Here is a 15570-nt window from a genome sequence, read left to right on the forward strand (position 1 = left end):
GTGTGCTTATCCGTCTGAGCATTCGAGACGAGCGGGGCACGCGTCTATGGCGGTGGTGACTTAGAACAGGTCGAGTGGCGCAGCCTCGTCTGCTGGCAGTGGGCTGCCAGGGATGCTCATGCCTGGGTCGAACTCTCCCATAGGCGGTGGCGAATCTTCGCTCTTGAAGAGCTCGAAGTAGGCGTCCGGTGTATCCGGTGTCGCAGCGCGCCCGCTGTGTGGGTCTACGCGCAGGGTCAGCAGGCCTTCGGGCTCGGGCAGCAGATGGCTGGGTTTGTCCTTCAGCGCCGCGCCCATGTAGCTCATCCAGATGGGCAGTGCCACGGTGCCACCGTATTCGTTGCGACCAAGGCTTTCCGGCTGATCGAAACCAGCCCATACGGTGGTGATGTAGTCGGCGTTGTAACCGGAGAACCAGCTGTCTTTGGATTCGTTGGTGGTGCCGGTTTTCCCTGCCAGGTCATCCCGGCCCATGGCCATGGCGCGGCGGCCGGTGCCGCGCTTGATCACGTCCTGCAGCATGCTGGTCATGATGTAGGCGGTACGACCATCAATGATCTGTTCGGCCAGGATCGGCTCGGCTGGCAGTGGTTGATCGCCAACGATTAATGTGGCGCTGCTCTGTTGGGCACGCAGTTCAATGCCGGCGGGGGTTTGTGCCGGGTTGGCGTTGAACAGCTGCTTGCCGTTACGGTCTTCAATGCGCTCGATCAGATAGGGCTCGACCTTGTAGCCGCCATTGGCAAAGGTGCTCCAACCTTCGGCGATCTCCATCGGCGTCAGGCTTGCGGTGCCTAGAGCCAGGGAGAGGTTGGGTGGCAGATCCTTGCGTTCAAAACCGAAGCGCTCGATGTAGCTCAGCGTACTGTTGATGCCGAGATCTTGCAGCAGCCGGATCGAAACCAGGTTGCGCGAGCGGTATAGCGCTTCGCGCAGGCGAATCGGGCCGAGGAAGGTGTTGTTGTCATTCTTCGGTCGCCAGACCTGCGACAGCGCATCGTCGGCGAACACGATCGGTGCATCATTCACCAGTGTCGCGGCGGTGTAGCCTTTGTCCAGAGCAGCGCTATAGACGAAGGGCTTGAAACTCGAGCCTGGCTGGCGTTTGGCCTGAGCCGCACGGTTGTAGTTGCTCTGCTCAAAGGAGAAACCGCCGACCAGGGCGCGAATGGCGCCATTGTTCGGATCAAGCGACACCAGGGCGCTCTGTGCGGCGGGCAACTGAACAAAACGCAGGCTGCCGTCATCCTGGCGCTGCACGCGGATTAGGTCGCCAATCTGGCTGACGTCCGCAGGCTGCTGTGGGCGTGGGCCAAGGCTGTTGGTGTTGAGGAAGGGGCGTGCCCATTTCATGCTGTCCCAGGCCACTGCCTGTTCTTCGCCATTGCGCAACAGTACCAGGATGCCGCTCTTTTCCACGCTGGTGACGATGGCCGGCTCCAGGCCGCCCAGGGATACCTGTTTGCTCAGTTCGCTGAGCCAATTTTCCTTGGTCATGCCCGGCAGGCGGCTTTCCGGGCCGCGGTAGCCATGGCGCTGATCGTAGGCAATCAAGCCTTCGCGCACCGCGCTGTTGGCGGCGATTTGCAGATCACTGGGCACCGTAGTGGTGACGTTGAAGCCTTCGGTATAGGCCTCGCTGCCAAACCGACCGACCATCTCTGCGCGGGCCATCTCGGCAATATAAGGCGCAACCAGTTCCGGGGCCGGAACGTGATAACTGACGTTGATCGGTTCTGCCAGGGCTTCGTCGTAGCGCTGTTTGTCGATTCGGCCAAGGTTGTACATACGCCCGAGAATCCAGTCGCGGCGCTCAAGTGCGCGGGTTGGATTGACCAGCGGGTTGAAGCGCGACGGCGCCTTGGGTAGGCCAGCAATCATGGCCATCTGAGCCAGGCTGGTGTCACGAATCGACTTGCCGTAATAAACTTGGGCGGCTGCTTCGATACCGTAAGCACGGTTTCCCAGGTAAATCTTGTTCACATAAAGTTCAAGAATTTCGTTCTTACTGAGTTCCCGTTCAATTTGCAGTGCAAGAAGTATCTCGTTGATCTTGCGAGAGAAACTTCGCTCGCTGGTAAGGAAGAAGTTCTTCGCTACCTGCATGGTGATGGTGCTGCCGCCCGATTGGATCTGCCCGCTTTTCACGATTTGCGTTGCAGCGCGCATCAGGCTGGTAAGGTCAACGCCATAATGGTTGGCAAAGTTGTCGTCTTCGGCAGCGAGCAGCGCACTGATGAAATCCTGAGGAATGTCTGCAAAAGCGATAGGCGAGCGGCGCATTTCGCCAAATTCGGCGATCAGCTTGGCATCACTGCTGTAGACCCTCAGTGGGATCTGCAGCTGGATGCTGCGCAAAGATTCGACGGATGGAAGGCTAGGGCTAAGATAGAGGAAGGCCCCGCTGAAACTGAGTACCAAGCCACAAAAAACGGCGAGGCAGGACCAGCAGAAAAAACGCAAAAGACGCATCAAGATTTTTGGATTTCCAGATAAAAGAACGAGTTAAGCCGAACACAAGGTTAAAAGAGAAAAACTGATCACATTATAAGCGGTTTTTTTGCTGGGTAGCCATTTGCGCTTCTGTCAAGACTGTTATTTAATGTGAAAAAACATAAATAGTCCGTAAGTCGCGGATGCCAATAGGAAATCGGTCGTGCTAGGGCTCTTCAATAAGAAAGCGAATACGCTACTCGGGATCGATATCAGTTCGACCTCCGTCAAGCTCCTCGAATTGAGCCGCTCCGGAAGCCGCTACAAGGTAGAGGCTTACGCAGTCGAGCCGCTCCCCCCTAATGCTGTGGTCGAAAAGAACATCGCTGAACTGGAAGGGGTGGGGCAGGCCCTTTCGCGCGTTCTGGCAAAGGCCAAAAGCGGTGTGAAAACCGCCGCAGTGGCGGTTGCCGGTTCAGCTGTGATCACCAAGACCATCGAGATGGAAGCAGGGCTTTCAGACGATGAGCTGGAAAATCAGCTGAAGATCGAAGCCGATCAGTACATCCCTTATCCGCTGGAAGAAGTTGCAATCGACTTTGAGGTGCAAGGTGCATCGCCGCGCAATGCTGATCGTGTCGAAGTGTTGCTTGCGGCGTGCCGCAAGGAAAACGTCGAAGTGCGCGAAGCGGCGTTGGCGTTGGCTGGTTTGACCGCCAAGGTTGTCGACGTTGAAGCCTATGCCCTTGAGCGTGCATACGGTCTGTTGATCGAGCAGCTTGGTGGTGGTCGCGATGAGCTAACCGTCGCCGTTGTCGATATCGGTGCCACAATGACCACGCTAAGTGTGTTGCACAATGGCCGCACCATCTATACCCGCGAGCAGCTGTTTGGTGGCAAGCAACTTACCGAAGAGATTCAGCGGCGCTATGGTCTTTCTGTAGAAGAAGCCGGCCTGGCCAAGAAGCAGGGCGGTCTGCCTGACGACTACGAAAGTGAAGTACTGCAGCCATTTAAAGAGGCGGTCGTGCAACAGGTTGCCCGTTCGCTGCAATTCTTCTTCGCCGCTGGCCAGTTCAATGATGTGGATTACATCCTGCTGGCGGGTGGTACCGCGTCAATTCCAGATCTTGATCGCCTGATTCAGCAGAAGATCGGTACCCAGACATTGGTGGCCAACCCCTTCGCTGAAATGGCGCTGAGCGGCAAAGTTAACGCAGGAGCGCTCGCCAGTGATGCGCCAGCCTTGATGATTGCCTGCGGTCTGGCGATGAGGAGTTTTGACTAATGGCGCGGATTAACCTACTCCCTTGGCGCGAGCAGTTGCGCGAAGAGCGCAAACAACGGTTTCTGGTAACGCTTGCTGGGGTCTTCATTGTTTCCGCAGGTGCTGTTTTCTTGGGGGATCAATATCTTGGTGGGGCAATAGAGCAGCAAAATTCTAGAAATGAGTTTATTAGCAGAGAAATTGCTCTTCTAGATGCTCGCATAAAAGAAATCAGTGAGCTCAAAACGCGTAGGGAGCAGTTGCTGGAGCGTATGAAGATTATTCAGGACCTTCAGGGGAATCGCCCAATTATCGGTCGAGTATTTGATCAGTTGGTGAGGACTCTTCCTGATGGTGTTCATTTCACTGCCGTTAAAATGACTGGGAAAAATATTGCGATTGTCGGGGCAGCTGAGTCCAATAACCGTGTTTCTAATCTGATGCGCAATCTTGATTCTTCTGATTGGCTGACTGCTCCGAATCTAACTGAGGTCAAGTCTGTGACCGCCGGTGCGGTGGATCAGGCGAATGTGTTTACACTCAGTGTTCAGCAAACTCAGCCTGGCGCTGATGTGCAGGAGGCTAAGCAATGAGTTTAAATGATTCGCTGGAAAGCCTGCGGAAAATTGATATCAATGATTTGGATTTCAACAATGTTGGCTCATGGCCGGTAGCTGTTAAGTTTATTGCTGGTGTAATAGTTTTCGTGGCTGTTTTGGCTCTTGGATATAATTTTCACCTGAAAGATTTGCAGTTACAGCTAGAAGCGCAGCAGGCTCAGGAATTGTCGCTTAAAGAGCAGTTTTCAAGTAAGGCATTCCAGGCTGCTAACCTAGAGGCCTACAAGGAACAGATGCAGGAAATGGAGGTTTCCTTTGGTGCGCTGCTCAAACAGTTACCCAGTGATACTGAGGTTCCTGGGCTTCTTGAGGATATTACAAGGACTGGTCTAGGTAGTGGGCTTGAGTTTGAGGAAATAAAGCTTTTGCCTGAAGCTGTTCAGCAGTTTTACATTGAGTTGCCTATCCAGATAAAAGTTGTCGGCTCCTATCATGATCTTGCGACTTTTGTCAGTGGCGTGGCAAGTTTGCCAAGGATCGTAACTCTCCATGACTTTGAGCTTGTTCCCGTTGAGGTTGGTGGCGTGAGTACGCTAAGAATGAGTATCTTGGCTAAGACGTATCGTTATAATGATAAGGGGATTGTTAAATGAGAGGGCATCTCCTTTTTCTTACTATGTTTTGTCTTTTACTTGGTGGTTGTGGTTCGGGTAGTGACTTTTCTGATCTGCAAGCATTTATGGATGAGGTTCGTGCGCGACCTAAAGGTGCAATCGAACCTATGCCAAAATTTCAGCCTTATGAGAGTTTCACCTACAGCGCGGCATCCATGCGCAATCCTTTTCAGCCACCAGTAAAGCTTGATCTGGCAAGTCGTCCGAAGGGGTCGCCAGATGTTAAGCCGGATGAGTCAAGAACTAAGCAGTTTTTGGAAGATTTTAATATTGAGACATTCCAGATGGTTGGGACTCTTTCCAATGGAGCTGGGGTTTTTGCGCTAATTAGTGGTGCGAGTGGCGTGCATCGTGTGCGCGTAGGGGATTACTTGGGGCGTAATCATGGTCGGATTATGTCTATAGATGAGGCCAAAATAGATGTCGTTGAGATTGTCCCCGATGGTGAGGGTGGCTGGTTAGAGCGCCCGCGCAGTCTCTCTCTCAAGGAGCGCTCTTAATAGAGTGAAACAGATATGAAGAAAAATAATTGGTCTGCCCAGTGGGATTTTTCAATGAATAACTACTTTTCACGCTTTACTTTATCTTTAGTTACTATTTTTTTATCGCAACAGCTAGTTGCTGCAGACTTGCAGTCTCTCGATGTGGCCGCTTTGCCAGGTGATCGGGTTGAGTTGAAAATCACTTTCGATGAGCCGGTATTGGCTCCTCGGGGCTACACCATTGAGCAGCCGGCACGTATTGCTCTTGATTTGCCTGGGGTATCGAGCAAGCTGGGTGTTAAGAATAAAGAGCTAGGTGTAGGTAATGCGCGTAGCGTAACTGTTGTTGAGGCTAAGGATCGGACAAGGCTGATTATTAATCTGACCAATTTGGCTCCTTACAGTACTCGGGCCGAAGGTAATGTTCTATTTATTGTGGTGGGCGAAAGCGCATCTAGCTTGGCTGCCACGGCTCAGCCAGCGACGGCTGTGAGTGCTTACGCGGCGGCGCCTGCGAAGCAATATGCTCCTAGAGAGCGTGCAATCAAAGCCATAGATTTTCAGCGGGGCGAGCAGGGCGAAGGTAATGTAGTTATTACTTTGTCTGATGCAACCTTAAGTCCTGATATTCAGGATCAGGGAGGGAAAATTCGACTGGGTTTTGCAAAGACTCAGTTGCCAGAGTCCTTGCGTGTTCGTTTGGATGTTAAGGATTTTGCAACTCCTGTGCAGTTTGTTAGTGCTGCAGAGTCTAGTGGGCAAGCAAGCATAGTGATTGAGCCAAGTGGTAGTTATGACTATCTCGCTTATCAGGCGGATAATAAACTGACACTAAGCATTAAGCCGCTGACTCAGGATGAGGTGGAGCGTCGTAAAAGCGAGAGTTTTGCCTACAGTGGTGAGAAGCTGTCCCTTAACTTTCAAGATATTGACGTGCGCTCAGTTCTTCAGTTGATTGCTGATTTTACTGACTTGAACTTGGTCGCTAGTGACACTGTCAAAGGTAATATAACCCTGCGTCTGCAGAATGTTCCTTGGGATCAAGCGCTTGATCTGGTTCTTAAAACTAAAGGCTTGGATAAGCGGAAAGTAGGTAACGTCTTGCTGGTTGCTCCGGCAGACGAAATTGCCGCTCGTGAGCGCCAAGAGCTGGAGGCGCAAAAGCAGATAGCTGAGCTAGCTCCTTTGCGTCGTGAGCTGATTCAGGTTAACTACGCTAAAGCTTCTGATATGGCTAAGTTGTTTCAGTCTGTAACAAGTGCTGATGGCGTGAGTGATGATCGTGGTTCAATTACTGTAGATGATCGTACTAACAGTATTATTGCATATCAAACGCAAGATCGCCTTGATGAGTTGCGGAGGATTGTCGCGCAGTTAGATGTTGCTGTCCGTCAAGTTATGATTGAGGCTCGTATTGTTGAGGCGAATGTTGATTATGATAAGGCGTTGGGTGTCAATTGGCGTGGTGCAAGCGTGGGTGACACCAGCTACGTGATCAGTGGGCGTGGTGGCAACAGGGTTGGTGCGCCAGGGTATGGTCAGAATATTCCAAACGTGCAAAATCCTACTCCTTCCTTAGGGAACTTTGTTGATATGGGTGCTGCTGGTGCTACATCAGGATTTGGTATTGGTTTTATAACGAATAATGCCATTCTTGATCTTGAACTTTCAGCAATGGAAAAGACGGGTAATGGTGAGGTTGTATCTCAGCCGAAAGTTGTTACTGCTGATAAAGAGACTGCAAAAATACTGAAGGGTTCTGAAGTTCCATATCAGGAGGCTAGTTCTAGTGGGGCAACGAGTACTTCGTTTAAAGAAGCTGCGCTGTCTCTTGAGGTGACTCCTCAAATTACTCCGGATAATCGGATCATTATCGAAGTTAAGGTCACTAAGGATGCGCCAGATTTCTCTCAGGCTGCATCTACTGGTGGTGTGCCGTCAATTTCAAAGAACGAAGTTAATGCTAAGGTTCTTGTTTCTGATGGTGAAACGATTGTAATTGGTGGTGTGTTTACTAATACGCAGTCGAAGTCAGTTGATAAGGTGCCTTTCCTTGGCGATGTTCCATATATTGGTCGGTTCTTCAAACGCGATCTAGTTCAGGACAAGAAGTCAGAACTTCTGATCTTCCTCACTCCGCGCATCATGAACAACCAAGCCGTCGCGGTGAGTCGTTGATTCAGTGCGAAACTTGATCCTTGTAGGCCCGATGGGGGCAGGTAAGAGCACCATCGGGCGTTTGCTTGCTAAAGAGTTGCGGTTGCCGTTCAAGGACTCTGATAAAGAGATTGAGCAGCGCACCGGCGCGGATATTCCTTGGATCTTCGATGTTGAAGGTGAGCAGGGTTTTCGCGAGCGTGAGCAGGCGGTGATCGCTGATCTTTGTGATGCGGGCGATATGGTGTTGGCGACTGGCGGTGGTGCGGTTATGCGTGCTGAAAACCGTGACGCCCTTAAGCGCGGTGGCTATGTGGTTTATTTGCATGCTTCTGTTGAGCAGCAGGTGGACCGTACTTCTAGAGATCGCAATCGACCGTTGTTGCGTGCGGCAGATCCGGGCAAGGTTTTGGCAGACCTGCTTGCGATTCGTGACCCGCTTTATCGTGAGATTGCCGATATCGTGGTGGAAACCGACGAGCGTCCGCCTCGTCTGGTGGTGCAAGAGATCCTGGAGCGTCTTGAGGCGCTTTCTTCCCGTTAAAGCGCAGGCTGAACTGCGCTATCCTAGCCCCCTTTGTAACCTGGGGGCTTTATGCAGACTCTTCATGTCGATCTTGGTGAACGCAGCTACCCGATCTATATCGGTGCCGAGCTGTTAGCGCGTGCGGACTTGCTGGCTGCCCATATAGTGGGGCGGCAAGTCGCAATCGTGACCAATGAGACAGTCGCTCCTCTTTATCTGGCCGCGCTTGAGCGGTCGCTCGCGGGCTATACCGTTACCTCGGTGATTCTTCCTGATGGTGAAGGCTACAAAACCTGGGAAACCCTGCAGCTGATTTTTGATGGGCTATTGGGGGTGCGGCATGATCGGCGCACAACAGTGATTGCCTTGGGTGGCGGTGTAATTGGTGATATGGCGGGTTTTGCTGCTGCCTGTTATCAGCGTGGCGTAAATTTTATCCAGGTGCCAACAACGCTGCTGTCGCAGGTCGATTCATCCGTTGGCGGCAAAACCGGTATCAACCACCCGCTGGGTAAGAACATGGTCGGCGCGTTTTACCAGCCGCAAGCTGTGTTGATTGATACGGGCACGTTGGTTACGTTGCCGGCTCGTGAGTTGTCTGCTGGTCTTGCCGAAGTAATCAAGTACGGCCTGATATGTGACGAGCCTTTTCTGTCATGGCTCGAGGAGCATATGCCTGCGTTGCGTGCGCTTGATCCGCGGGCGTTGACCGCTGCAATTGCTCGCTCCTGTGCGGCCAAAGCACGTGTGGTGGCGGCCGATGAGCGTGAGTCCGGGGTGCGTGCCACCTTGAACCTCGGGCATACCTTCGGCCATGCCATAGAGACGCACCAGGGGTACGGTGTCTGGCTGCATGGCGAGGCGGTTGCCGCTGGCACGATCATGGCGTTGGATATGTCTGAGCGCTTGGGCTGGATTACGGCTGCAGAGCGTGAGCGTGCAGTGCGTTTATTTGTCGCAGCGGGTTTGCCTGTGGTGCCGCCGCAAGATATGACGGCCGAGGATTTTATGGGGCATATGGCGGTCGACAAGAAAGTCCTCGATGGTAAGTTGCGTTTGGTGTTGTTGCGTGGCTTGGGCGAGGCGGTGGTAACCGGTGATTTTCCCCGGGAAATTTTGAATGCCACGCTGAGCGCAGATTATGCGGCGCAGCTGGCTCAGCTTAAAAACTAACGAGTGGCCCATGACAAGTTTGCATGCTGACGAGGCGTTTCTCGATCACTACCAGTTCACCCATGATCCCTTCGCATCCCGGGTGCCAGGGTTCAAATTCTTCCCGGCGCAGCGCAAGCCGGTATTGGGACAGCTGCATCACCTGGCGCGATACAGTCAGTTGTTGCTGGTGGTCAGTGGCCCGGATGGCAGCGGTAAGACGTTGCTGCGCCAGGCGCTGGTTGCGAGCACCAACAAGCAGGCCGTGCAGAGTGTTGTGGTTTCTGCGAAGGGCGCTTCTGATCCTGCGAGCATTCTGCGTCAGGTTGCTCAGGGCTTGCAGGTGCAACGTCCAGAGTTGCCGGCGATTTTGGCCCAGGTCGGGCAGTTGGCGCTGACTGGGCAGGAAGTCTATGTGCTGGTTGATGATGCCGAGGATCTCAGTGACGCCGCGTTGACCAGTCTGCTGACTCTGGCGGGTGGCAATGCCGAGGGGCGTCCTCACGTTTTCCTGTTTGCCGAGTCGCAGCTGTTGCCGCGCCTTGAGCAGGTTGCGGCAGGCGATGAATGTTTCCATGTCATTGAGTTGCAGCCCTATAGCGAAGACGAGACCCGCGAGTACATGGCGCAGCGTCTGGAAGGGGCTGGGCAGGGTATTGAAGTCTTCAGTGATGATCAGGTCGCCGACATTCATGATCAGTCCGCCGGCTGGCCGGGTGCGATCAACCAGGTTGCTCGCGAAACGCTGGTGGATTCAATGCTGGCGCGGCGCGGTGCAGTGGGGCGTGGAGGGTTTGCCTTTAGTTTGCCGCGCAACCATCTATTGGCGCTGTGCGTCGTCGCTGTGGGTGTTCTCGCCGCCTGGTTTATGCAGGGGCGTGTGGTTGAGGATGCTGAGGCGCCAGTGATTGCACAGTTGCCGCTGGGTGGCGACGCTGCGCCTCCTGCTGTGGTGGCGGGCGCGGCAGCACCTGCTGCGCCTGCGGTTGCACCTGCTATTCAGTTTGAGGGTGCCAACCAGCCGTTGCCGCTGCCTTTGGTGGGTGAGGCGCAGCCGGTCATTCGTGAGCCTCTGGCTCAGGCTGCTGGATTGAGTGGCGCGGAAGAGGCTGATGTTGCAGGGGTGCCATCTACTCCTGAGTTGGTTGCTGAGGCAGCGCCAGCGCGCCCTGCAGCGATTCCGGGTGTGCCGGCTACGCCGGTTGCGCCTGCTGTCGCTGAGCCTGTAAAGGTTGCGCCTCCGGTTGCTCCGGTGGTGAAGCCTGCTGCGCCGGTTGCAAAACCGCAGGTATCGACCCCTCCTGCCAAACCGGCGACTTCGGCTGTTGGTGGTGATTGGTATGCAGCTCAGGCTGGCTCGCGTTTTACCCTGCAGATACTCGGTGCTCGTCTGGAAAGTGGCGCGCAGGCTTTTGTAAAAGCCCATGGTGCGGATTACCACTATTTCAAGAAGCAGCATCAGGGTAAGCCGCTGTACGTAGTGACCTATGGTAGCTTTGCAACCCGTGAGGCAGCTCAGGCGGCCTTGCGCACCTTGCCTGCCAAGGTGCAGGCTGGTAAGCCGTGGCCACGCAACTTTGCCGGCATTCAGCAAGAGATTGCCCAGGCACGCTAGCTGATACACTTCAGCGCTTGTGCTGACCGGTTGGTCGTTACCACGACCTTCCGGTCTTATCCTTCGTTTTCGCGACATATGTTTTCAAGGCTTCGTCACTAAGATTTGTGACGGCCTAGGTGGGTATGTACAATGACTACCCTTTCGCCTGCGCAAAGCTGGGGCTTAGTCCTGCGCGTATGGTAAGTGGTTGAATTAGAAAGTAATTGCCTTGTGATAGGCCGTCTGGTGAGAGTCCCTATGAAAGCAGGTTTGTACCGTCCTGATGAGTTCAAGGATAACTGCGGCTTCGGCCTTATCGCCCATATGCAGGGTGAGGCTAGCCATCACCTGCTGCAGACTGCGATTGAAGCCCTGACATGCATGACCCACCGTGGCGGGATCAACGCCGACGGTAAGACCGGCGACGGTTGCGGTCTGCTGATTCAGAAGCCTGATGCTTTCCTGCGTGCCATGGCCCAGCAGCACTTTGCCGTCGAACTGCCCAAGCAGTACGCCGTCGGCATGGTGTTCCTCAACCAGGATCCGGTGAAAGCCGAAGCAGCCCGCGAAAATATGAATCGCGAGATTCTTGCGGCCGGCCTGAGCCTGGTCGGCTGGCGCAAAGTGCCAATCGACACCAGCGTACTCGGCCGTCTGGCGCTTGAGCGTCTGCCGCAGATCGAGCAGGTGTTTATCGGCGGTGAAGGCCTGTCCGATCAGGAATTCGCGATCAAGCTGTTCAGTGCCCGTCGTCGTTCCTCGGTGGCTAACGCCGCTGACAGCGATCACTACATCTGCAGCTTTTCGCACAAGACCATCATCTACAAAGGCCTGATGATGCCGGCCGACCTGCAGCAGTTCTACCCGGACCTGGGTGACGAGCGTCTGCAGACCGCCATTTGCGTATTCCATCAGCGCTTCTCCACCAACACCCTGCCGAAATGGCCGCTGGCGCAGCCGTTCCGCTTCCTCGCGCACAACGGTGAAATCAACACCATCACCGGTAACCGCAACTGGGCTCAGGCGCGTCGCCTGAAGTTCGCCAACGACCAGATCTTCGATCTGGAAGAGCTTGGCCCGCTGGTTAACCGCGTGGGTTCCGACTCCTCGAGCATGGACAACATGCTTGAACTGATGGTCACCGGCGGTATCGACCTGTTCCGTGGCGTGCGCATGATTATTCCGCCAGCCTGGCAGAACGTCGAAACCATGGACGCCGATCTGCGTGCGTTCTACGAATACAACTCCATGCATATGGAGCCTTGGGATGGTCCGGCCGGGGTGGTACTCACCGACGGTCGCCATGCCGTGTGCCTGCTCGATCGTAACGGTCTGCGTCCGGCGCGCTGGGTCACCACCAAGAATGGTTACATCACCCTGGCCTCGGAAATCGGCGTGTGGAACTACGCCCCCGAAGACGTCGTGGCCAAGGGCCGCGTAGGCCCAGGGCAGATTCTCGCAGTGGACACCGAAACCGGGCAGATCCTCGGCAGCGACGACATCGACAACCGCCTGAAGTCGCGTCATCCCTATAAGCAGTGGATGCGCAAGAGTGCCCAGCGCATTCAGGCGACCTTGGAAGACCGCGACCACGGTTCGGCGTTCTACGACGTCGACCAGCTCAAGCAGTACATGAAGATGTATCAGGTCACCTTCGAAGAGCGTGATCAGGTGCTGCGTCCGTTGGGCGAACAGGGCCAGGAAGCGGTCGGCTCCATGGGCGACGACACGCCGATGGCCGTGCTTAGCCAGCGCGTGCGCTCGCCGTATGACTACTTCCGTCAGCAGTTCGCCCAGGTTACCAACCCGCCGATCGACCCGCTGCGTGAAGCCATCGTCATGTCGCTGGAGATCTGCCTTGGTGCCGAGCGCAACATCTTCGAAGAGTCGCCTGAGCACGCTGCACGGGTGATTCTCAGCAGCCCGGTGATCTCGCCGGCCAAATGGCGTGCGCTGATGAACCTGGATCGCCCGGGCTTCGAGCGTCACCTGATCGACATGAACTACGACGAGTCGATTGGCCTGGAAGCTGCTGTACGCAATATGGCTGATCAGGCCGAAGAAGCGGTGCGTGCCGGTAAAGTGCTGCTGGTTCTGTCCGACCGCCACATTGCTCCCGGTAAGTTGCCGGCCCACGCCTCGCTGGTGACCGGTGCGATTCACCACCGCCTGACCGAAAAAGGCCTGCGCTGCGACTGCAACATTTTGGTCGAAACCGCGACTGCTCGTGATCCGCATCACTACGCGGTGCTGCTCGGCTTCGGCGCTTCGGCGGTGTATCCGTTCCTCGCTTACGAAGTGCTGGGCGACCTGATTCGTACCGGCGAAGTGCTGGGCGATCTGTATGAAGTGTTCAAGCACTACCGCAAAGGCATTTCCAAAGGCCTGCTGAAGATCCTGTCGAAGATGGGTATCTCCACCGTAGCGTCCTACCGCGGTGCGCAGCTGTTTGAAGCTGTTGGCTTGTCCGATGAAGTCACCGAGCTGTGCTTCCGTGGCGTGGCCAGCCGCATCAAGGGTGCGCGTTTCGTCGATATCGAAGCCGAGCAGAAACTGCTGGCGGGCGAAGCCTGGAACAACCGCAAAGCGATCCAGCAGGGCGGTTTGCTCAAGTTCGTCTACGGCGGTGAATACCACGCCTACAACCCGGATGTGGTCAACACCCTGCAGGCCGCTGTTCAGCAGGGCAGCTACGAGAAGTTCAAGGAATACACCACGCTGGTTGATACCCGCCCGGTGTCGATGCTGCGCGACCTGCTCAAGCTCAAGCTGGCTGATCAGCCGCTGGCGCTGGATCAGGTTGAGCCGATGAGCGAGATTCTCAAGCGCTTCGACTCCGCTGGTATTTCCCTCGGCGCGCTGTCGCCTGAAGCCCATGAAGCGATTGCCGAAGCGATGAACCGCCTGGGCGCGCGCTCCAACTCCGGTGAGGGCGGTGAAGACCCGGCCCGCTATGGCACCGTACGCAGTTCGAAGATCAAGCAGGTGGCTACCGGCCGCTTTGGTGTGACCCCGGAATACCTGGTCAACGCCGAAGTGCTGCAGATCAAGGTCGCCCAGGGCGCCAAGCCCGGCGAAGGTGGCCAGCTGCCCGGCGGTAAGGTCAACGGCCTGATTGCGCGTCTGCGTTACGCCGTGCCCGGTGTGACCCTGATTTCGCCGCCGCCGCACCATGACATCTACTCCATCGAAGACCTGGCGCAGCTGATCTATGACCTCAAACAGGTCAACCCGGCGGCACTGGTGTCGGTCAAGCTGGTGGCAGAGGCCGGTGTCGGCACCATCGCCGCCGGTGTGGCCAAGGCCTACGCCGACCTGATCACCATCTCCGGTTACGACGGTGGTACCGGCGCATCGCCGCTGACCTCGATCAAGTACGCCGGTGCGCCGTGGGAACTCGGCCTGGCCGAAACCCACCAGACCCTGCGCGGTAACGACCTGCGTGGCAAGGTGCGGGTGCAGACCGACGGTGGTCTGAAAACCGGCCTCGACGTGATCAAGGCCGCCATCCTCGGCGCCGAAAGCTTCGGCTTCGGTACGGCGCCGATGATCGCCCTGGGTTGCAAATACCTGCGCATCTGCCACCTGAACAACTGCGCCACCGGCGTGGCCACGCAGAACGACAAGCTGCGCAAGGATCACTTCATCGGCACCGTCGAAATGGTGATGAACTTCTTCACCTATGTCGCCGAAGAAACCCGCGAGTGGCTGGCCAAGCTGGGCGTGCGCAGCCTGGAAGAGCTGATCGGGCGTACCGACCTGCTCGAAGTGCTGCCGGGCGAGACCGCCAAACAGGGCTATCTGGACCTGACCCCGCTGCTGGGCAGCGACCACATTCCGGCGGACAAGCCACAGTTCTGCCTGGTCGAGAAGAACCCGCCGTTCGACGAAGGCCTGTTGGCCGAGAAGATGGTCGAGTTGGCTAAGCCGGCGATTGAGGCGGCCAGCGGTGGCGAATTCGATCTGGATGTCTGCAACTGCGACCGCTCCATCGGTGCCCGTGTTTCCGGCGAAATCGCCCGCAAACACGGTAACCAGGGTATGGCCAATGCGCCGATCACCTTCCGCTTCAAGGGCACTGCGGGCCAGAGCTTCGGCGTGTGGAACGCCGGCGGCCTGAACCTGTACCTGGAAGGCGACGCCAACGACTACGTCGGCAAGGGCATGACCGGCGGCAAGCTGGTGATCACCCCGCCGAAAGGCAGCCCGTTCAAGACCCAGGACAGCGCCATCATCGGCAACACCTGCCTGTACGGTGCCACTGGCGGCAAGCTGTTCGCCGCGGGTACTGCGGGCGAGCGTTTCGCCGTGCGTAACTCCGGTGCGCACACTGTGGTGGAAGGCACGGGCGACCATTGCTGCGAGTACATGACCGGCGGCTTTGTCTGCGTGCTGGGCAAAACCGGCTACAACTTCGGCTCGGGCATGACCGGCGGTTTCGCCTACGTGCTGGACCTGGATAACAGCTTCTACGACCGCGTTAACCACGAGCTGGTGGAAATTCAGCGGATCAACAATGAGTCGATGGAGGCTTACCGTAGCCACCTGGAGCGCGTACTCGCCGAGTACGTCCAGGAAACATCGAGTGAGTGGGGCGCGACCCTGCTGGAAAACCTGGACGACTACCTGCGCAAGTTCTGGCTGGTCAAACCGAAGGCGGCAAGCCTGAAGTCGTTGCTCTCCAGCACCCGTGCCAACCCGCAATAAGAATGCGCCTGAAGT

At 55.9% G+C, this 15570-nt stretch carries 10 protein-coding genes; 9 read left to right on the forward strand and 1 reads right to left on the reverse strand.

The genetic code is table 11. From position 1 onward, the window contains the following. Positions 1 to 60: 60 nt before the first annotated feature. Positions 61 to 2472 (reverse strand): penicillin-binding protein 1A, encoded by a 2412-nt coding sequence (locus tag IOD17_RS02050; protein ID WP_418904245.1) that lies wholly within the window; start codon positions 2470 to 2472, stop codon positions 61 to 63. A gap of 184 nt (positions 2473 to 2656) precedes the next feature. On the opposite strand from IOD17_RS02050, the gene IOD17_RS02055 reads away from it, so the two are divergent. The 9 genes from IOD17_RS02055 (at position 2657) to gltB (ending at position 15555) form a co-directional block, all read left to right on the forward strand. Continuing rightward, on the forward strand, positions 2657 to 3721 hold the full coding sequence (locus IOD17_RS02055; protein ID WP_233683451.1) for a pilus assembly protein PilM: 1065 nt from the start codon (positions 2657 to 2659) through the stop codon (positions 3719 to 3721). Beyond that, the gene (locus tag IOD17_RS02060) at positions 3721 to 4293 is read left to right on the forward strand and encodes a PilN domain-containing protein (RefSeq protein WP_233683452.1); all 573 of its coding nucleotides are present in this window, start codon (positions 3721 to 3723) and stop codon (positions 4291 to 4293) included. The genes IOD17_RS02055 and IOD17_RS02060 overlap by 1 nt, the downstream gene beginning before the upstream one ends. After that, positions 4290 to 4913, forward strand: a complete 624-nt coding sequence (pilO, locus tag IOD17_RS02065) for a type 4a pilus biogenesis protein PilO (RefSeq protein ID WP_233683453.1) — start codon at positions 4290 to 4292, stop codon at positions 4911 to 4913. Before IOD17_RS02060 ends, pilO begins: the two co-directional genes overlap by 4 nt. After that, on the forward strand, positions 4910 to 5434 hold the full coding sequence (gene pilP, locus IOD17_RS02070) for a type 4a pilus biogenesis lipoprotein PilP (protein WP_233683454.1): 525 nt from the start codon (positions 4910 to 4912) through the stop codon (positions 5432 to 5434). Before pilO ends, pilP begins: the two co-directional genes overlap by 4 nt. A 54-nt stretch (positions 5435 to 5488) precedes the next feature. Beyond that, positions 5489 to 7594, forward strand: a complete 2106-nt coding sequence (pilQ, locus tag IOD17_RS02075) for a type IV pilus secretin PilQ (protein WP_233684494.1) — start codon at positions 5489 to 5491, stop codon at positions 7592 to 7594. Between the two features lie 4 nt (positions 7595 to 7598). After that, positions 7599 to 8117 (forward strand): shikimate kinase AroK, encoded by a 519-nt coding sequence (gene aroK, locus IOD17_RS02080; protein WP_233683455.1) that lies wholly within the window; start codon positions 7599 to 7601, stop codon positions 8115 to 8117. A 51-nt stretch (positions 8118 to 8168) separates the two neighbouring features. Beyond that, complete coding sequence (gene aroB / locus IOD17_RS02085; RefSeq protein ID WP_233683456.1) at positions 8169 to 9272, forward strand: 3-dehydroquinate synthase; 1104 nt, start codon at positions 8169 to 8171, stop codon at positions 9270 to 9272. Positions 9273 to 9282: 10 nt separating this feature from the next. Further along, entirely contained in the window at positions 9283 to 10866 is a 1584-nt protein-coding gene (locus IOD17_RS02090) for an AAA family ATPase (RefSeq protein WP_233683457.1), read from the forward strand. A 240-nt stretch (positions 10867 to 11106) separates the two neighbouring features. Then, positions 11107 to 15555 carry a glutamate synthase large subunit gene (gene gltB / locus IOD17_RS02095; protein WP_233683458.1) on the forward strand — a complete coding sequence of 1483 codons (4449 nt, stop codon included), beginning with the start codon at positions 11107 to 11109 and terminating at the stop codon, positions 15553 to 15555. Positions 15556 to 15570 lie beyond the last annotated feature (15 nt).

This window comes from Pseudomonas anguilliseptica (assembly GCF_021375795.1).
GTDB classification, from domain to species: Bacteria; Pseudomonadota; Gammaproteobacteria; order Pseudomonadales; family Pseudomonadaceae; genus Aquipseudomonas; species Aquipseudomonas anguilliseptica_A.